The 19,329-nt window shown below is 30.9% G+C and carries 21 protein-coding genes; 19 read left to right on the top strand and 2 right to left on the bottom strand.

What is annotated here, in order from left to right:
- Window positions 1–45: 45 nt before the first annotated feature.
- The 11 genes from cmk to EF514_RS04905 all read left to right on the top strand — a co-directional run bounded on the left by cmk (window position 46) and on the right by EF514_RS04905 (window position 10,660).
- Window positions 46–687 (top strand): (d)CMP kinase, encoded by a 642-nt coding sequence (gene cmk, locus EF514_RS04955; protein WP_127724325.1) that lies wholly within the window; start codon window positions 46–48, stop codon window positions 685–687.
- Window positions 687–1,265, top strand: coding sequence for a lysophospholipid acyltransferase family protein (locus EF514_RS04950; protein WP_127724324.1), 579 nt, complete (start codon window positions 687–689; stop codon window positions 1,263–1,265). Before cmk ends, EF514_RS04950 begins: the two co-directional genes overlap by 1 nt.
- Window positions 1,261–3,288 carry a bifunctional 4-hydroxy-3-methylbut-2-enyl diphosphate reductase/30S ribosomal protein S1 gene (locus EF514_RS04945; RefSeq protein WP_127724388.1) on the top strand — a complete coding sequence of 676 codons (2,028 nt, stop codon included), beginning with the start codon at window positions 1,261–1,263 and terminating at the stop codon, window positions 3,286–3,288. The genes EF514_RS04950 and EF514_RS04945 overlap by 5 nt, the downstream gene beginning before the upstream one ends.
- 96 nt (window positions 3,289–3,384) lie before the next feature.
- A complete protein-coding gene (locus tag EF514_RS04940) occupies window positions 3,385–3,939 on the top strand; it encodes a DUF5317 domain-containing protein (protein WP_127724323.1) in 555 nt (184 codons plus the stop codon).
- The gene (cdaA, locus tag EF514_RS04935; protein ID WP_127724322.1) at window positions 3,936–4,769 is read left to right on the top strand and encodes a diadenylate cyclase CdaA; all 834 of its coding nucleotides are present in this window, start codon (window positions 3,936–3,938) and stop codon (window positions 4,767–4,769) included. The genes EF514_RS04940 and cdaA overlap by 4 nt, the downstream gene beginning before the upstream one ends.
- Window positions 4,744–5,976: a CdaR family protein gene (locus EF514_RS04930; RefSeq protein ID WP_127724321.1), complete on the top strand. Its 1,233-nt coding sequence runs from the start codon at window positions 4,744–4,746 to the stop codon at window positions 5,974–5,976. The genes cdaA and EF514_RS04930 overlap by 26 nt, the downstream gene beginning before the upstream one ends.
- A gap of 70 nt (window positions 5,977–6,046) precedes the next feature.
- Window positions 6,047–7,498 carry an IMP dehydrogenase gene (gene guaB, locus EF514_RS04925; RefSeq protein ID WP_127724320.1) on the top strand — a complete coding sequence of 484 codons (1,452 nt, stop codon included), beginning with the start codon at window positions 6,047–6,049 and terminating at the stop codon, window positions 7,496–7,498.
- Window positions 7,499–7,625: 127 nt separating this feature from the next.
- Window positions 7,626–8,318, top strand: coding sequence for a response regulator transcription factor (locus EF514_RS04920; RefSeq protein WP_127724319.1), 693 nt, complete (start codon window positions 7,626–7,628; stop codon window positions 8,316–8,318).
- A gap of 3 nt (window positions 8,319–8,321) precedes the next feature.
- Complete coding sequence (locus EF514_RS04915; RefSeq protein WP_127724318.1) at window positions 8,322–9,743, top strand: sensor histidine kinase; 1,422 nt, start codon at window positions 8,322–8,324, stop codon at window positions 9,741–9,743.
- Window positions 9,736–10,254: a hypothetical protein gene (locus EF514_RS04910; RefSeq protein ID WP_127724317.1), complete on the top strand. Its 519-nt coding sequence runs from the start codon at window positions 9,736–9,738 to the stop codon at window positions 10,252–10,254. The genes EF514_RS04915 and EF514_RS04910 overlap by 8 nt, the downstream gene beginning before the upstream one ends.
- Before the next feature lie 97 nt (window positions 10,255–10,351).
- A complete protein-coding gene (locus EF514_RS04905) occupies window positions 10,352–10,660 on the top strand; it encodes a cytochrome C biosynthesis protein (protein WP_127724316.1) in 309 nt (102 codons plus the stop codon).
- Between the two features lie 23 nt (window positions 10,661–10,683).
- On the opposite strand, the gene EF514_RS04900 is transcribed toward EF514_RS04905, so the two are convergent.
- Both EF514_RS04900 and EF514_RS04895 read right to left on the bottom strand, forming a co-directional pair.
- Window positions 10,684–10,935 carry a GIY-YIG nuclease family protein gene (locus EF514_RS04900; RefSeq protein ID WP_240649006.1) on the bottom strand — a complete coding sequence of 84 codons (252 nt, stop codon included), beginning with the start codon at window positions 10,933–10,935 and terminating at the stop codon, window positions 10,684–10,686.
- Window positions 10,932–11,543, bottom strand: coding sequence for a RecX family transcriptional regulator (locus EF514_RS04895; protein ID WP_127724314.1), 612 nt, complete (start codon window positions 11,541–11,543; stop codon window positions 10,932–10,934). Before EF514_RS04895 ends, EF514_RS04900 begins: the two co-directional genes overlap by 4 nt.
- Before the next feature lie 99 nt (window positions 11,544–11,642).
- Between EF514_RS04895 and EF514_RS04890 the strand changes: the two genes are divergently transcribed.
- The 8 genes from EF514_RS04890 (at window position 11,643) to rho (ending at window position 19,322) form a co-directional block, all read left to right on the top strand.
- Window positions 11,643–12,080, top strand: coding sequence for an FHA domain-containing protein (locus EF514_RS04890; RefSeq protein ID WP_127724313.1), 438 nt, complete (start codon window positions 11,643–11,645; stop codon window positions 12,078–12,080).
- 1 nt (window position 12,081) lies between these two features.
- Window positions 12,082–13,326, top strand: coding sequence for an FtsW/RodA/SpoVE family cell cycle protein (locus EF514_RS04885; RefSeq protein WP_127724312.1), 1,245 nt, complete (start codon window positions 12,082–12,084; stop codon window positions 13,324–13,326).
- 8 nt (window positions 13,327–13,334) lie between these two features.
- Window positions 13,335–14,753: a peptidoglycan D,D-transpeptidase FtsI family protein gene (locus tag EF514_RS04880; RefSeq protein WP_127724311.1), complete on the top strand. Its 1,419-nt coding sequence runs from the start codon at window positions 13,335–13,337 to the stop codon at window positions 14,751–14,753.
- Window positions 14,754–14,762: 9 nt separating this feature from the next.
- A complete protein-coding gene (gene ispD, locus EF514_RS04875) occupies window positions 14,763–15,476 on the top strand; it encodes a 2-C-methyl-D-erythritol 4-phosphate cytidylyltransferase (RefSeq protein ID WP_127724310.1) in 714 nt (237 codons plus the stop codon).
- Window positions 15,473–15,949: a 2-C-methyl-D-erythritol 2,4-cyclodiphosphate synthase gene (gene ispF / locus EF514_RS04870; RefSeq protein WP_127724309.1), complete on the top strand. Its 477-nt coding sequence runs from the start codon at window positions 15,473–15,475 to the stop codon at window positions 15,947–15,949. Before ispD ends, ispF begins: the two co-directional genes overlap by 4 nt.
- Before the next feature lie 4 nt (window positions 15,950–15,953).
- Window positions 15,954–16,610 carry a fructose-6-phosphate aldolase gene (gene fsa / locus EF514_RS04865; RefSeq protein ID WP_127724308.1) on the top strand — a complete coding sequence of 219 codons (657 nt, stop codon included), beginning with the start codon at window positions 15,954–15,956 and terminating at the stop codon, window positions 16,608–16,610.
- On the top strand, window positions 16,611–17,579 hold the full coding sequence (gene glpX, locus EF514_RS04860; protein WP_127724307.1) for a class II fructose-bisphosphatase: 969 nt from the start codon (window positions 16,611–16,613) through the stop codon (window positions 17,577–17,579).
- Between the two features lie 147 nt (window positions 17,580–17,726).
- Window positions 17,727–19,322, top strand: coding sequence for a transcription termination factor Rho (rho, locus tag EF514_RS04855; protein ID WP_240649009.1), 1,596 nt, complete (start codon window positions 17,727–17,729; stop codon window positions 19,320–19,322).
- Window positions 19,323–19,329 lie beyond the last annotated feature (7 nt).

Below are 19,329 nucleotides of genomic sequence, written 5' to 3'. Positions count from 1 at the left end.
TAAGTTTTAAGATCACTGGGTTCAGTGATTTTTTTTGGAGGAATAATGTTATCTATAGCAATAGATGGACCTGCTGGAAGCGGTAAAAGCACACTTGCAAAACTTCTCGCAGAAGAATTAAATATTGAATACATTGATACAGGTGCTATGTATAGAGCTATAGCCTTAAAGAGTATTAATTTAAATAAAAGAACTTATAATGAAATTAGAAGTATGCTTAGTGATACAACTATTGATTTTATAAATGGGAAAATTTATTTAGATAATGAAGATGTTTCAGATTTAATTAGAACTGAGGAAATTTCAAAACTAGCCTCAGATATATCAAAAATAGACATAGTAAGAAAAAAATTAGTGGATATTCAAAGAAATATTGCTTTGAGGAAATCTGTAGTAATGGAAGGAAGAGATATAGGTACAGTGGTATTAAAAGATGCCGACTATAAATTTTTCTTAACCGCTTCAATTGAAGCAAGAGCTAAAAGAAGATATAAACAACTTTTAGATAATGGAATAGATACAGATTTAAAATCCATAAAAGAAGAGATAGCTAAAAGGGATTATAATGACGAAAATAGAGAAAATTCGCCTTTAATAAAAGCTGATGATGCCATATTTCTAGACAATAGCAATATGAATTTAGAAGATAATTTAAATTTTATGTTAAAGGTAATAAGGGGAAATTAGTGTTATATAAATTTATCAGAACTATAGGATTTATCATTTTTAAAATATTATACAGATTTGAAATAGTTGACTATGAGAAAATACCTATGGGAGTTCCCTTAGTTATATGTCCTAACCATAAAAGTAATTGGGATCCTATTTTTGTTTCAGCGCTTATTAAATTTCAAATTCATTGGATGGCAAAAAAAGAATTGTGGGAAGTTCCATTACTTGGAAATTTAATATCCGCACTTGGTGCCTTTGCTGTTGATAGAGATGCAGTAGATATTAAAGCTATTAAAACATCTATGCGTCTGCTCAAAGAAAATAAAGCGATAGGTATTTTTATGGAAGGTACCAGGGTTAAGGAAGTAAATTATTCAAATGCTAAGGCGGGAGCTGCTGTAATAGCACATAGAGGTTCCGCTTTAATAGTTCCGGTTTATATTCAAGGAAATTACTTTCCTTTTAAAAAAATGAAATTACTTATAAAGGAACCCATAGATATTAGAGAATTTCCCAAGCAAACACCGGAGCAGTATGAAAAAATTGCAGTAGATATTTTAAAGTCTATTTATTCAGGAGTTGAAAAAAATTAAAGTTGTACTAGCTAAAAATGCCGGATTTTGTGGAGGAGTTAAAAGAGCAGTTAAACTTGCTAATGAAAATGCAGGTTATGGCGTTTGTTGTCTCGGAGACTTAGTCCATAATGATTTTGTAGTTAATGAATTAAAATCAAAAGGGGTTAAGGTAGTCGAATCCATTGAAGGAATTAAAGATTCTAAGGTTATTATCAGATCTCATGGAGTTCACAAAAGCATAAGAGATAAAATAAAAGAAAATAATAATGAAATAATTGATTGTGTTTGTAAAAAAGTATCAATTATATATGATATTGTAGCAGAAAACTATAAAAAGGGTTATAATGTTATTATTATAGGTAATAAAGATCATCCTGAAGTCATAGGTATAAATTCTTATTGTAACGACAGTGCATTAATCGTTGAAGATGCAAAAGATCTGGAAAACTTACCAGAGGGAAAACTTATCGTCGTTTCACAAACTACAAATAATGAAGAAAATTTTAAAAAACTAATAAATCTTATAAAAGATATTTCAAAAGATGAAGTTTTAGTTTATAATACTATTTGTAGTGCAACTAAAAATAGGCAAAACAGTGCCTTGGAACTTTCAAAAGAAGTAGATGTTATGATTGTCCTAGGAGGTAAGAAAAGCTCCAATACAAAAAAACTTTTTGAAGTTTCAAAATTAAACTGTAAAAATGTATATTTAATAGAGTCAATTAAGGACTTTGATTATAATATTTTAAAAAAATTTAATAAAATAGGTATTACTGCCGGTGCTTCTACGCCGGATTCAGTAATCAAGGAGGCTGTTAGTAGTATGGAAAATTTTGGTAATAATGAGATGATGGAAGCTATTGAAAGCTCTTTTAAGAGAGTTAGAAGAGGAGAAGTAGTTGAGGGAGAAGTATTATTTGTAAATGAAAATGAAGTAATGGTGAACATTGGCTATAGAGCTGATGGAATTATTTCAAAAGAAGAGTTAACAAATAATCCTGACGTTAATCCATCAGATTTATTTAAACCAGGAGATAAAATCCAAGTTTTTATCATGAAGATGGACGATGGAGATGGCAACGTTGTTCTTTCTCATAGAAGAGTGGAAAATATAAAAGTATGGGATGAAATTGAAGAAAAGTTCAACAATAAAGAAAGAGTAACTGTAAAAGTGAAATCTGTTGTTAAGGGTGGCTTAACAGCTGATTTAAATGGTTTAAATGCCTTTATTCCGGCATCTCATGTTTCTATTAGATTCCAAAGTGATTTATCCAAATATGTTGGTCAAGAATTATTATGTGATATTATAGATTTTGATAAAAGTAAGAGAAAAATTGTGCTTTCAAGAAAAACTGTTGAAGCTGAAGAGCTTGAATTAAAGAAAAAAGCTGTTTATGAATCAATTTCTGAAGGTGATATAGTTGAGGGTATAGTTCAAAGACTTACTAATTTTGGAGCCTTTGTAGACTTAGGCGGAGTAGATGGTTTAATTCATATTTCAGAACTTTCATGGAACAGAGTTAAACACCCTTCCGATGTAGTTGCTTCAGGACAAACTGTAAAGGTTCAAGTTTTAGCTGTAGATGAAGAAAAAAATAGAATTGCCTTAGGTTTAAAGCAAACCACTGAAAAACCTTGGGATGTATTTATAAGTACAGTAAAAGTTGGAGATTCAGTTGAAGGTAAAGTAGTTAACCTTTTAGATTTTGGAGCCTTTGTAAGATTGGAGTCTGGAGTGGATGGTCTATTACACGTTTCTCAAATTGCAAAAGAACATGTTGAAAAACCTTCAGACAAGTTAAGTATTGGTGATGAAATCACAGTAAAAGTTACAGATATTGATGAAGAAAATAAAAAAGTTTCTCTTTCAATAAAGGCTCTTATAGAAGAACCTAAGGAAGCAGCAGTTGAAGAAGAGCAAAAAGAAGTAGCTGCTGAAGTTGAAAAAGTAGAGGAAATTAAAGAGGACAAAGTAGAAGATACGAAAGAAGAATTTAATACTACTATAGGGGACTTATTCAATATAAACATTGAGGAATAATAATTTACCGCTTAAAATTTAAGCGGTTTTTTATTACTTGTTGAGTAATAATTTTTAATAGTATATAAATATGATATTATATCTTTAGGTGATAGAGTGATTATTGAAGCAATTATAATAGGACTGATACTAAGTAAAATACTGGGTGGGAAATATGAGAATATACTGGACTTTAAATTAAAGGGTATTAAGCTTTTAATATTAGGAGTTTTTATAAGTTTATTTCTCTACTTATTTACAAGTATAGATTTAGGTTATTTAACTAAAATAGCTATAGATTATTATGTATTTTTTCATATATTTTCTTTACTGTTTATAATTGCAGGACTTTTGTTTAATTATAAAAATTTAGGCATAGTTACCATTGCAGCAGGGTTGTTTTTAAATTTAATTCCCATTATTTTAAATGGTAAAATGCCAGTATCAGCTAAAGCATTAGCAGAAGTTGGAAATTTTAGATTAATAGATATAATTAGTAGTGGAAGAAGTTTAAGTCATGGAATATTTATGGAGCCAAAGGCCTATTTTTTATCTGATATACTTCCCTTAAAACCTCCCTACATATTTCCAAAAGTAATAAGTTTAGGAGATATTGTAATAACTCTTGGGTTGATTTTAGCAATAGTATTAATTTCAAGGAGAAAGATATGAGCATTATACAAGATATTTATAATTTTATAGGACTTAGAGATATTGTAGATATAGCTATTATTGCTATTATTACTTATAGTGCTCTTACTTTATTAAAGGGGACCAGAGCAGAACAGCTGGCAAAGGGTATCTTGGTTATTTTAATTTTTACAAAGGTAAGTGAATGGTTTAAACTTTACACATTAAATTGGTTGTTAAATAAACTGATGACATGGGGAATAGTTGCTGTCTTGGTTGTTTTTCAACCAGAGCTTCGAAGAGGTTTGGAGTTTTTGGGAAGGACCAGTACCATTAGGTCCAATTTAAATAAATCGGATACTCCAACTATTGTAAAAGAAATTACTGAGGCCGTAGCTTCATTATCCAGACAGAAAATCGGAGCTTTAATTGTAATAGAAAGACAGACCGGACTAAATGAGATTGTGGAGACGGGCACTAAGATAGATGGAATAGTATCAAGCGGTTTGTTAATTAATATTTTCATACCCAATACTCCTCTACATGATGGAGCAGTTATAATTGATGGCGATAGAATTCTTGCAGCTGCTTGTTTTTTACCTCTTTCTGATAGTGAGTTTTTATCGAAGGAGTTAGGCACTAGACATAGAGCCGGAATAGGTATAACGGAAAGGTCCGATAGTTTAAGTATAATGGTTTCGGAGGAAACAGGATCTATTTCCATAGCTGAAAAGGGATCTATTTCAAGATATTTAGATATTCCAACTTTGGAAAGTATATTAAATGATATTTACAAACCTGTAATAGATCATACGGAATCTTTTTTGAGCAAGTGGGGGATTTTTAATGAAAAAAATAAAGGTGAAAAATAGCAGAGACACGATGCTTAAACTTATTTCAATAGTATTTGCTATTTTACTTTGGTCCTATGTCAGAGGAGCAGATGATATTGAGAGGACTGTAGTTTATAAAGATATTGATATAAAATTTGAGAACCTATCAAATTTAAAAGATAGAAATTTATCTTTAATATCATCTGAAAATCCGACTGTTGATGTAACTATAAGAGGAAAACACTCTAATATATCTAATTTAAAGAGAGAAAATGTAAGAGCCAGTGTAGATTTAGCAGATCTTCCAATTGGAGAACAAAAAGCTCCCATAAAAGTTCAAGTTGATTCAACTAATGTATTTATAGATTTAAAAAATCCGGAATATATTTCTCTTAAAGTTGATGAAAATGTATCTAAAGAATTGCAGGTTGATTTGAAAATAAAAGGTAAACCGTCAAATAATTATGTTTTGGGTAATATAAAGCAAAATGAATATGTTACTGTTTCAGGAGCTAAGACCTATGTGGATTCAATAGATAGTATAGTTGCAATTGCAGATGTTTCAAATAAAAAGGAAAGCTCTGTAATGTCTATTCCAATCGTGGCTTACGATAAGGAAGAAAATATAGTAGAAAATATAACTATTGAACCTGAGAATGTAGATTTTGAAATACCTATTTTAAAAACTGAAGTTGTGCCGGTTAAGTTAAATGTAATTGGCGAAATACCTGAGGGAGTAGACAGTAGAGAATTCTCTGTGTTTCCTGATTATGTGTCAATTAAGGGTAATACTGCAGTTATAAATAAAATAGATGAAATAACTACAGTTCCTGTAACAGTAGATGAATTAATGAGTGGACAGATACCTATTGATATAGATTTGCCAAATGGAGTTTCCTTAGTTGATAGTGATATTAAATTTGTTGCCAGCGGCACTCAAATAATATTAAATGAACAAAATATAAAAATCAATTCAGATAATATAAAAATTTTAAATTTAGATGATAAGTTAGATGTTCAAGGATTGGATAGGGTTGAAGAGATTAATATAACTATTGTTCCCAAGGATCCGATTTCAGAAGAAATTGTAAATGTTGAAGATGTAACAGCCAGTTTGGACTTTGCAAATTTAAAAGCGGGAGAACAACAGTTGAAAGTCAATGTAAACTTACCTGAAAAATTCAAAGTTATAAAAATTGATCCTGAGATGGTAAAAGTAAATGTTGTTAAAAAGAGATTGTTTTGAAATAAGTATTTGATAAATAATATTGTTGGTTCTATAATAGATTAAATAAGAATATTTAGGAGGAGATATTTTGCAATATGTTGGAGAAGGGTTAACATTTGATGATATTTTAATTTTACCGGGCAAATCAGATGTATTACCAAATAAAACAGTTTTAAAGACTAAATTAACTAATAACATCACTTTGAACATACCTTTAATGAGTGCGGGAATGGACACTGTTACAGAGTCCGGTATGGCAATTGCCATGGCCAGAGAAGGCGGAATAGGAATAATACACAAAAACATGTCTATTGAAAGACAAGCTCAAGAAGTGGATAAAGTAAAAAGAGCGGAACATGGAGTAATTACTGATCCATTTTATCTTTCTAAGGATCATACAATAGGAGATGCCAGTGAATTGATGGCAAAATATAAGATAAGCGGCGTGCCGATTATTGATGGAAATGGTGTTTTAGAAGGAATAATCACAAATAGGGATATTAGATTTGAAGTTAATTTAGCAAGAAAAATTGAAGAGGTTATGACCAGCGAAAATATAATTACAGGGCATGAAGGTATTAGCCTTGATGAGGCTTTGGAAGTTTTAAGAAAGTATAAAATTGAAAAACTGCCCTTAGTAGATGAAGATTATAAGCTAAAGGGCTTAATAACTATTAAAGATATAGAGAAACAAGTTCAATACCCAAACTCAGCTAGAGATAATAGCGGAAGACTTCTTGCTGGAGCTGCTATTGGAGTTACAAGTGACATAATGGAAAGAGTTGAAGCTTTAATAAAGTCTAAAGTTGATGTGTTGGTTATAGATACTGCACATGGTCAGTCAGAATCTGTTTTAATGACAATAAAAGAACTTAAAAGTAAATTTCCTGATATAGAATTAATAGCCGGAAATGTTGCAACTTATGAAGGAACTTATGATTTGATAAAGGCGGGAGCAGATGCGGTAAAGGTAGGTATAGGACCTGGTTCTATTTGTACTACAAGAGTAGTTACAGGTATAGGAGTACCGCAAATAACAGCTGTACTAGAAGCACGTAGAGCAGCTGAAGAATTAGGAGTTCCTATAATAGCAGACGGTGGAATTAAATATTCCGGTGACATTACTAAGGCAATTGCTGCCGGAGCAGATGTTATAATGATTGGCTCACTTTTCGCGGGAACTGATGAATCCCCTGGTGAAGATATATATGTTGAAGGTAGAAGATATAAATCCTATAGAGGAATGGGTTCATTAGGTGCTATGAATTCAGGTTCAAGTGACAGATATTTTCAAACTGAAACTAAAAAATATGTTCCGGAAGGCGTAGAGGGAAGAGTACCTTTTAAAGGAAGAGTAGGAGATGTAGTGTATCAACTTATGGGCGGTTTACGTTCGGGTATGGGTTATGCAGGTGCACATACTATTGAAGAGTTGCAAGTTAATACTAAGTATATGAAAATTACTCCGGCTACACTACAGGAAAATCATCCTCACAATATAACTATTACAAGAGAATCTCCAAATTATTTAAGTAAATAAACAAGTATAATAAAGTACTAAGACTATACGCATTTTGTGTATAGTTTTAGTGTTTTAAGATACTTTATTTGTATTTTGATTTAAAGTTAATTATAATTAACATATAAATTAAAAAAGGGGTTATATTATGAACACAAAAATACTTTTAGTAGAAGATGAAGATGCTATTAGAAAGTTTGTTAAGATAAATTTAGAGAGAGAAGGATACTTGGTTTATGAAGCTCCTACAGGAGAGGAAGGAGTTGAAATAGCAAATGCTGAGCATCCTGACATAGTAGTTCTTGATGTAATGCTTCCCGGTATTGATGGTTTTGAAGTTTGTAGAATATTAAGGGAAAAGTTTCCCAATCTAGGGATTATTATGTTGACTGCAAAAGCAGAGGATTATGACAAGATAATGGGATTACAAAGTGGGGCAGATGATTATTTATCAAAACCCTTTAATCCTACTGAATTAACTTTGAGAATAAAGTCTCTTGAAAGACGGATTGAACCTGATGAAAATGTAAAGAAGGAATTAATCATTCATCCTCCTTTTAAATTAGATACCTATGCAAGAAAGTTTTACAAAGATGATATTGAATTGGAACTTACTCCTACTGAATATCAAATAATGAAAAATTTTATGGAAAATCCGGGAAAGGCTTTAAATAGAGATGAAATCTTAAAATTAGTATGGGGTGAAGATTTTGTCGGGGATTCAAAAATTGTAGATGTAAATATTAGGAGACTGCGTTCAAAAATTGAGGAAAATCCTGCAAGACCGAGGTTTATTGAAACTGTATGGGGGCTTGGATATAGGTGGCATATTGAGGTGTAGTGATTGAATAGGAGCATAGGAAAAAGACTTGTTAGAAGTTTTTTACTTATCATTGTTTTAGCCGTACTTACTATTGAGATATTTTTAGTTGTAGGCTTTAAAGACTTTTATTATAAAAATGTTGAAACAGAACTTGAAAGTAAGCTTTCAGTTTCTTTAGATTATTATAATAAATTTTATAGTGAAAAAAATCTTGAAGATCTGATAAAAGAAAATAATAATTTAATGTGGTCACATATTAATTCAGAGGTACAATTATTGGATTCAGAAGGTTATGTGGTTTTTGATACAATTGGAGTTCTACCAAGTAGTCCGGTAGATACAGTGGATATAAAAAGTGCTAAAAGAGGAGAAAGCAATATATACGTTGGAAGCAGTAATTATACTAATGAAGTTATAATGTCAGTAGCAGGAGCATTAACCAATGATGACGGAGAAATAATAGGCTACATAAGACTTATTTCTTCAATGCAGGAGGCTAATTTTGCAATATTAAAGTCCTCAATTACAACTGGAATGTTTGGACTTGTTGTAGTTTTAATAACTATGTTTATGAGTTACTTACTTGCCAACTCCATAGTTAAACCAATTAAGGAGCTAACTTCAGTTGCTGAAAAAATGGTTGATGGACAATATAAAGTCAGATCAAGTGTAAAGACCAATGATGAATTGGGACAATTATCTAAAACTTTAAATATGATGGCTGAGGAGATATTAAAGAGAGATCAAATAAAAAATGATTTCATTTCCTCTATTTCGCATGAATTGAGGACTCCCTTAACTTCAATTAAGGGATGGGCCGTAGTTTTAAAAGGGGCTAAACCTGAAGAACGAGAACTTTTAGAGGATGGATTGACTATAATAGAAAATGAAAGTGACAGGTTGTCTAAAATGGTAGAGGAGCTTTTAGACTTCTCTAGATTTATTTCTGGTCGAATCCAATTGGAAAAAGACACATTTAATATTACCGATACTTGTAGAGATGTTGCAAAACAAATGAAACCGAGAGTGGAGTCCAATAAAGTTGAATTTATAAATGAAATTGAAGATGAAAAAGTACTTATAATTGGTGATGAAAATAGAATAAGACAACTACTTATAAATTTAATTGACAATGCCATAAAATTTACCTCTGAAAAAGGCTGGGTAAAGTTTCAAGCCAGAAGAGAAGAAAATAATTATGTAATGTTAATATCGGATAACGGAGTTGGAATTTCCAAAGAGGAATTAGCTCACGTAAAGGAAAAGTTTTATAAAGGCAAGCATTCAAAGAGTCATAGTGGTTTGGGGCTCTCCATTGCAGATGAAATCACCAAATTGCACAACGGGAAGCTGGAAATATTTTCCGAACTGAATATAGGAACTACTGTAAAGGTATCAATACCTATTCCGGAAGTAGAAAAGAAGGAGGATACAAATGAATAGAAAATTACTTTTAATTTGTTTTTTAATTCTTTTATTTCTTCCAAGCTGTTCGTTTATAAATTCTGAAGTTGATATTGTAAAATCTCCAACATTAAAAAAGACGCCACTTGATGGTAAATGGTTAGTTACAAAATCTATTTTAAAAGATGATTCAAAAGAAAGCAGTTTCAAATATAAGGATTTAATAAATGAAGAGGTTGTATTTGCTCCAAAAGGACTAATAATTGGAGAAACATACTATGAAAATGTAAGCTATAAAGCCAAGAGAGTTAGAAGTGTTGATTATCTAAGAGAAAACTTTGAGATTAAACCTGAGAAGTTAAACTTAGATACGGATTATCTATATGTAATTGAAATTCTAAGAGATGAAAAATCACTTTATAAAATTTTAAAAGTATCAGAGGAAATTTCTTACGTTATATTAGAAGATGTGTTTTTACAAATTACCAGAGTTTCTAATATGATTTCAGAGAAGGAGTTTGACGATTATTTAAATAATATTAAAGATTAGATTATACTGTGAAATTATCATAAGTGGAAAAAACTTCGCTTAAGGTTTATAATGTAATATAATGTAATAATTTTAAGTGTTATATTTGAGGTGTTGTATGTCAAAAATTTTTGATTTAATATCTGGCCATGGTCAGTATATGACAATTGCAATTTATGTGATAATTTTATCTTTAGTAGTTACTTTTATAGTTAACTTTGTAGCTAAAAATTTAAAATTTGCTAAATATTTACCTGGGATGGCCTTGATATGTATAGGTATGTTTTCCTTTTTAACAGTTATCAATGATTTATTTAATCCTGATAATTTAAGCAACTTGGCCATATTTGTAATAGGATCTGCTTCAGGTATTATTTCACTTTTATTTGCATTGATAATCGGAATTATACAAAGTGGTAAAGAATAAAAACAGCATGGGATAACGTATAGTTATTCACATGCTGTTTTTATTAAAGTAAGTTTTTCTTCTCTCTTTAACTTTTTAATTTCATATTCCCGCTTCATTGCTTTAGATTTATCTTCAAAGGATTCAAAGTATTTTAACTTTACAGGTGTCCTGGATTTTGTATACTTAGCTCCTTTTTTTTCGTTGTGAGTTTGTATTCTCTTTTCTAAATTATTAGTATATCCGGTGTAGAGAGTTCCATCGGAACATTGGACAATATATACAAAGTATTTCAATTTACAGTACATTCCTTTATTGCTTTTTTTATTTGATCATAATTATATCCTTTGGATATTAAATGTCTAACTAATTTTTCATAGGACTTCTCATCATTTCCTAATGAATCCATTTTTTTTTGACAGGCTTTTATCAAGTTGTCATAAATTATATTATCTGATATTTCACAGAGGCAATCTTCTATTATTTCTAAATCTATTCCCTTTAATAACAATAAATTTTTAATTTTTTCTTGACCGTACTTATTAATTTTAATCTTATCATTGCAGAAGTCAGAAGCGTACTGAACATCATCTATTAAATTAAAACTTTTTAAATAATTAATGGAGTAGTTTATTATATTTTCTTTGATTTCTTTACTTTTAAGGTAGTTAAAGACTTCTTTTTCCGTTTTACGATTTCTAATATACTTTAAAGCTAGATTAATTGCAAAATATTGTTCATTTGTTTCCAACATCTCTATAATATCTGTTTTGTTGATTTCTTTACCTTTATATAAATTAAATTTCACAAAAGTATCTTGTATTAGCTGAAAATAAGTGTCTTCATCAGTATTAATAATATAAACTTTTTCTTTTCTATCATATGATATTTTAGTAATATACATCTTAATCACCAAGAGTATTTTATCATATTCCAAGCTAAATGTTTTAATTAAAAGATTTTTATGTTATTATATTGATGATTAATAATATGAGGTGTGACTGTGTTTGAATTAATTTCACAAATTTTTAAATATATATTTATTTTAATTATATATCTTTTTATTATAAGTATTCTAAGGCTTATGTATCTAGATATTAAAACTATGAATAAAAAGAGTTCTTCCATTGATGCAGCTTATTTAAAAGTTGTAAACAGATTAGATACTTTGGATTTTAAAATGCAAGAATACTACATTTTAAAGGGAAAAGTTACTATTGGAAGGTCATCAAGAGCTAGTATATCCATTAGAGATAACTTTGTAAGTAAGAACCATGCAGTTATTACTGAAAGCAAAAACTCTTTTTTTCTAGAAGATTTAGATTCTGCAAATGGAACTTTCTTAAATGGAGAAAAGGTTGAAGATATAATTGAATTGAAAAATGGAGATAGGTTGGGAATCGGATTAATTCAATTTATCTTTGTAGATAATAGGGGGTAAAATGTTAGATTTAGTATTAAGGACAAGACGCCCAAGAGATTTGCTTTTAATGTTTGAATTATTAGTAGTCTTTTTGCTTTTTCTATTTAATAATAAACATATTGACAAATACATTATAATGTTATTTTTAGGAATAATATTAATAATTTATATTTCAAATTTTATTTTAGGTAAGGTATCCACAGGGGATAACTATCTCTTTTTAATTGTTTCCATGCTTATGACAATTGGAATAGTAACAATTTATAGAATAAATCCGGATTCGGGAATTAGACAGCTAGTTTGGGCCCTTATAGGAATTACGGTTTTTTATATATCGTATTTTGCCTTAAGAGCTTTGAGGAAACTGGAAAAGTTAACGTTAATATATCTGGGTATTTCAATATTCCTTTTTTTAATTACTGCGGTTTTCGGTACTGAAAAGGGAGGGGCAAAGAACTGGATTTATATCGGTTCAACTGTTTCAATCCAGCCCACAGAAATTACAAAACTTGTATTGATTTTTTTAATTGCCTCATATTATACAACTTTCCAATATAGAATTGATGATAAATTTAAGCTTAAACCCTATTTGTTAATGGGTATTGTTTATTTTTTAATAGGTTTGTTATTTTTGCAGAAAGATTTAGGTACTGCAGTTATTTTTCTAGCTATTTTTACAGGAATTCAATTTATCTATGAGAAAGAAAGAAAGGCGATTTTGGCAAACATTATTTTAATGGTTGTCGGTGCTTTTTTGGGATATTTTTTATTTGGCCATGTTAGGTCAAGAGTTACAATATGGCTAAATCCATGGACTGAAGACAGAATTTATGGTACCGGAAGTCAATTGGTGCAATCTCTTTTTGCAATAGCGGAAGGTGGTTTTTTTGGAACCGGAATTGGACTGGGATATCCAAAATTAATTCCGGTTTCGGAATCTGACTTTATATTTCCGGTGATTTGCGAAGAAATGGGTATTTTTACCGGGATAGGTATTATAATGCTATTTATGCTATTGACTTATAGAGGCATAAAAATTGCAATGAATCAAGAGTATAAGTTTTATAGGATATTGGCCATTGGGGTTTCAATATTATTTGCAATTCAAACTTTTTTAAACATAGGGGGAGTTGTTAAGTTAATTCCAATGACAGGTTTAACACTTCCATTTATTTCTGCAGGGGGCTCTTCTATGATTTCAAGTTTTATTGCCTTGGCTGTACTTCAAGTAGCCAGTGAAGATCTATCCTATAAATATGAATGAGGTATGAAATGAAATTAAAAGAAAATAAAAAAATATTAATACTTTTAGTTTTTTTAATAGTTTTATTTATGTCTTTAGTGGTTTATTTAAGTTATTTTACCATTTTTAAAGCTTCTGCAATTGTGGATCATTCTGCTAATAGAAGAGGTATACTACAAGAGCAATCTATAAGACGAGGAACAATTTATGATAGAAATAATGAGGTAATTGCATATTCTGAAGGAGAAAAAGGTAATTATCAAAGACATTATTCTTATCCAACTATATATACTCATTCTTTGGGATATTATAGTAGAGTCCATGGTAAATCCGGAATTGAATCAAGATTTGATAAATACCTTTCAGGAAGAGAAGGTAATAAAACTATTAAAGCTATTAAGGCTTTTTTCAACAAAGATATAGATCCTAACGTCGGAGACAGTGTAAAAATGACTACTGATACAAATATTACTCAAAAGTCAAGGGATATTCTCGATGACTTTGGTGGGGAAGGTGCTATTGTAGTTATGAATCCAAAAACGGGAGAAGTAATTTCTTTAGTATCTTATCCGGACTTTAATTTGCAAAATATTGATGCCGATTTTGATGCTTTAAGAGAACAAAACAAAGGAAGTTTTTTCAATAGAGCTACTCAATCCTCTTTTGCTCCGGGTTCAATATTTAAAATAATTACATCTGCTGCTATTTTAGAATCAGGTGTGGATCAAAACTATCACGATACTGGAGAAGAAAGTTTTGGTGGGGGATTACCTATTAGAAATGCTCAACAAAAGGCTTACGGTTATATAAATTTAAATTCAGCTTTTACCTATTCGGTAAATACCTATTTTGCCAACAAGGCTGTAGAAATGGGTAATGAAAAGCTGGGAGAGGTATCAGAGAAGTTTATGTTTAATAAGGACATTTCCTTTGATTTAAATGTAAAACCGTCGAAGTTTAACTATCAAGAAGCTGAGAACCGTTCTTTAGCTGAAGCTGCAATTGGAGAAAATCAAACTACTACTCCGCTTCATATGTGCATGATGGCATCAGCAATTGCCAATGGAGGCAATATGATGAAACCATACTTGGTATCTGATGTTATCTCTACTGATGGAAGTAGCGTAATAAAAGTTGAACCTGAAGTTTTGTCAGAAGCGGTAAGTCCTGAAAATGCCGAGATAATTAAGAATATGATGATATCTGCAGTAAATAAGGGATCTGCTAAAGCAGCTTCTGTTAGAGGAACTCAGGTGGCAGGAAAGACGGGAACTTCTCAAAGTTCCAGTACAATGAATACTACTTGGTTCGTTGGTTTTGCACCTGCAGATAATCCTCAAGTATGTGTGGCGATAGTAGTAAAAGATGTTGATAAATTGGCCGGAGAAGTTGCTGCACCTCTAGGTGGAGAACTAATAGATTATTCTTTAAAGCAGTTAAATAAATAGGAGGTAGCTATGTATAAAGATAATTATGTAACTGCCATTATAGCTGCTGCAGGAATGGGTAAAAGGATGAAAAACCCAATTAATAAACAGTTCTTATCAATTAATGGTTCACCGGTTTTATCCTATACAATAAAAAAAATTGAAGCTTCTAAGTATGTGGATTTTATTTTACTGTTAATTAAACAATCGGATATTTACTATGTAAGTGAAATTTTAAATAAATATAAAATCAATAAACCTTATAAAATAGTTTATGGAGGAGAAGAGCGTCAAGACACCATTTATAACGGTTTGTTAAATATGCCTGCAGAAACCGATATTGTGCTTACTCATGATGGAGCAAGACCTTTTGTAAGTGTAAATAAAATTAATAGCGCCATAGAGAAGGTTTTTGAAACAGGTTCCTGTACTTTAGCTAATCCTGCTAAAGATACTATTAAAGTTTCTACAAATGGGAAAATTGTAGATTATACACCTAATAGAGATAGGTTGTGGGCAATTCAAACTCCGCAGGTTTTTTTAAAACCAATTATTAAAAGAGCCTATGAACAGGCTTTTGAAGAGGGGTATTATGGAACAGATGATTGTTCTCTAGTGGAAAAAACAGGAAAAAAAGTTACTTTAATTTTAAATGATTATAATAATATAAAAATTACTACTCCTGAGGATTTAATTATTGCTGAAGCAATATGTAGAGAATACAATATAGAGGAGGATATATGAGAATAGGCATTGGCTATGATGTTCATAAGCTTGTAGAAGGTAGAAAATTAATAGTTGGGGGCGTAGAAATCAAACATGAAAAAGGACTTTTAGGGCACTCAGATGCTGATGTTTTAATCCATGCTATAATGGATTCAATTTTAGGAGCATTAAATCTAGGCGATATTGGCAAGCTCTTTCCTGATACTGATGAAGCTTATAAAGATATTGATTCAAAAATTCTTTTAGGGAAAATATATGAAATTATGGTAGATGAAGGTTATGAAATAGGAAATTTAGATTCGGTTATTGCAGCAGAAAGACCTAAGTTTAAGGGTTATATAGAAAGTATGAAAAATATAATTTCAGATATCTTAGTAACAGATGTAGAAAACATATCTATTAAAGCTACTACAACAGAAAAGTTAGGCTTTGTAGGTAGGGAAGAGGGAATATCTGCAGAGGCAGTAGTAATATTAAAGAAAAGAGGTTGAAAATTTGGAATTTTTTATAGATACGGCAAATATTGATGAAATTAAGGAAATTAATTCTTGGGGAATTTTATCGGGAGTTACAACAAATCCAAGTTTAATTTCAAAAGAAGGTAGAATTTTTGAAGATGTGGTAAAGGAAATAACTGAAATAGTAGATGGTCCTATATCTGCGGAGGTAACTGCTACAGAAAGCGATTTAATGGTAAAACAAGGCAGAGAACTTTCGAAAATTCATAAAAATATTATTATTAAGATTCCAATGACGGAAGAGGGACTTAAAGCCGTAAAGTTATTATCTAAGGAAAATATTAAAACAAATGTTACGTTGGTTTTTTCTGTTAATCAAGCTCTACTGGCTGCCAGTGCAGGAGCAACTTATGTCAGTCCGTTTATAGGAAGATTAGATGATATTGGGCAAGATGGAATGCTTTTAATTTCTGAATTAAAAGAAATTTTTAATCTATACAATGTACAAACTAAAATTATAGCTGCAAGTATTAGAAATACTGTCCATGTTAGAGAGTGTGCTTTAAATGGAGCTGATATTGCAACTGTTCCTTATGGTGTTTTTAAACAAATGGTTAAACATCCACTTACTAATACTGGATTGGAAAATTTTTTAAAGGATTTTGAAAAGGTAGAAACAAAAGGAGATTTTTAAATGAATAGAAATTTAGCTTTAAATATTGCAAGAGTTACTGAAGCGGCAGCTCTTTCTTCAGGTAAGTTTTTGGGAAAGGGAGACAAAAATGCTGCTGATAAAGCAGCAGTAGATGCAATGAGAAGAATGTTTGATACTGTGGAAATAGATGGAGTAGTAGTAATAGGCGAGGGAGAAATAGATGAAGCACCGATGCTATATATTGGCGAGCATATCGGTCAAGAAGGCGATGAATTTGATAAAGTTGATATTGCTGTAGATCCTCTTGATGGAACTACATCTATAGCTAACGGTATGAATAATGCAATAGCAGTAGTTGCAGTTGCGCCTAAAGGATGTTTATTAAATGCTCCTGATGTATATATGGATAAAATTGCTTGCGGTCCTAAAGCTAAAGGAATGATAAGTTTAGATGATTCTCCTGTAAATAATATTAAAAGAGTTGCAGATGCACTTAATAAAAATGTGGAAGATATAACTGTTGCAATATTAGATAGGCCGCGTCATGATAAAATCATTAGTGAAATTAGATCAATTGGAGCCAGGATTAAAAAAGTTTCTGATGGAGATATTTTAACTGCAATTGAGACCTGTTTTGATGATTCGGGAGTTGACATGATGATTGGAACAGGTGGAGCTCCTGAGGGCGTTATAGCTGCGGCAGCTTTAAAGTGCTTGGGAGGAGATTTTCAAGGCAGATTAAATCCAACTGATGATGCTCAGAAAAAGAGATGTAGCGAGTTTCACAGTGACTTAGAAAAAATATACTATATTGATGATTTAGTTAAGGGTGACGATGTGATTTTTTCAGCTACTGGAGTATCAAAGGGTGAGATTTTAGACGGAGTAAAGTATTATGGAAAAGATGGAGCTAAAACAGAAACTTTAGTACTTAGACTTCCAAGTGGGACTGTAAGGTTTATAAAGTCAAACCATAAACTTTCTCAAAAACCGGATTATGCAAAATAAGGTGTCAGACTCCTTTGAGTCTGACCATTAATGTTAATAATGGAGGAAATTTTGAAAGATATAAAAACAACAGAAAGCTCTAGTGAAGAGAATGGAGACGTACTTTTAAATAAGTCCATTGATGATTTGCGTAATATAGCTATATCTATGGGATTGAAAGACCACAGTTCTTTAAATAGAGGAGATTATTATAATTATATTGTAAATGGAGAGAAGCCAATAGTGGTAGATTATAAAAGAGATGAACTTGAAGATTATAAAGTTACAGAGTTAAGAGAAATTGCCAGTGATTTGGGAGTATCTCAGTCATATAAACTTAAAAAAGAAGAATTAGTAGATTATATTTTAGAAGCACAGTCAAATCAAGAACAAAAGGATCATTTCATTAACAAGTTAAATAATATGACCTTATCAAAACTTAGAGAAATAGCAGACAATTTAAATATTGAAAAATCTCAAAACTATAAAAAAAGTGAATTAATAGATGAAATTTTAAACGTACAAAGTGTAAATGAAGATACGTTTTTTGATGATTATGAAGAAAATGAAGAGAAGATTGAAGAAGTAATAAATGTTGATGATCTTTCAGACAATGCTACAGAAATAATTGAAGAAATGAAAGATATTAATTATGTTAGCGGAATTTTGGAACTTCATCAAGATGGATATGGTTTTTTAAGAGTAAATAACTACCTTCCCGGTGAAGGAGATATTTATGTATCACCTTCTCAAATTAGGAGATTTAGGTTAAAGGTCGGAGATGAAGTGGAGGGTGTAATTAGACCTTCCAAACCAGGTGAAAACTATAATGCTTTGATATATATTAAAAGTGTAAATTCGGAAGATCCGAACCAATGTATTAATAGACCTTATTTTGACAACTTAACACCCATTTATCCAAGACAGAAATTAATATTGGAAAATGATAAAAATGATATTGCAAATAGGATAATTGATTTAATATCTCCAATAGGTAAGGGACAAAGGGGGCTTATAGTTTCACAACCTAAAAGCGGAAAGACCACTTTGCTTAAGAAAATTGCAACGTCCATATCTAAAAATTATCCTGAAGTGCATCTAATAGTATTATTAATAGATGAGAGACCTGAAGAAGTAACGGATATGAAGAGATCGGTAAAGGGAGAGGTTGTATATTCAACATTTGACGAATTACCGAGGAATCATACTAAAATAGCTGAAATGGTAATAGAAAGAGCAAAGAGGCTTGTGGAACAAAAAAAGGATGTTGTAGTACTTTTGGATTCTCTAACAAGATTGGCAAGAGCCTATAACCTTGTTACTCCTGCAAGCGGAAAAACACTTTCCGGAGGATTGGATCCACTATCTCTGCATAAACCTAAAAGATTTTTTGGTGCAGCAAGAAATATAGAAGAGGGTGGAAGTTTGACAATTCTAGCTACTGCCTTAATAGAAACAGGTTCAAAAATGGATGATATCATATTTGAAGAGTTTAAGGGCACCGGTAATATGGAAGTACATTTAGATAGAAAACTGTCAGAACGTAGAATTTTTCCTGCCATTGACATTTATAAAAGTGGTACTAGAAAAGAAGAGTTTCTGTTAAATGATAGAGAATTAGAATTTGCCAGAGAAATTAGGAAAGTAATGAGTAGTGATTCTACTCAAGATATAACGGAATATATATTAGAGAATATGTTAAAAACAGAAAAGAATTCTGAGTTTATAGAAAAAGTTATGAAAAATATAAAAAGGACATTGTAAAGAGTGA

Origin of the sequence: Anaerosphaera multitolerans (assembly GCF_004006535.1) — a bacterium.
Taxonomy (GTDB): domain Bacteria; phylum Bacillota; class Clostridia; order Tissierellales; family Peptoniphilaceae; genus Anaerosphaera; species Anaerosphaera multitolerans.
The sequence above is the reverse complement of the archived record's forward strand: the minus strand, read 5'-3'. Positions and strand labels throughout refer to the sequence as shown.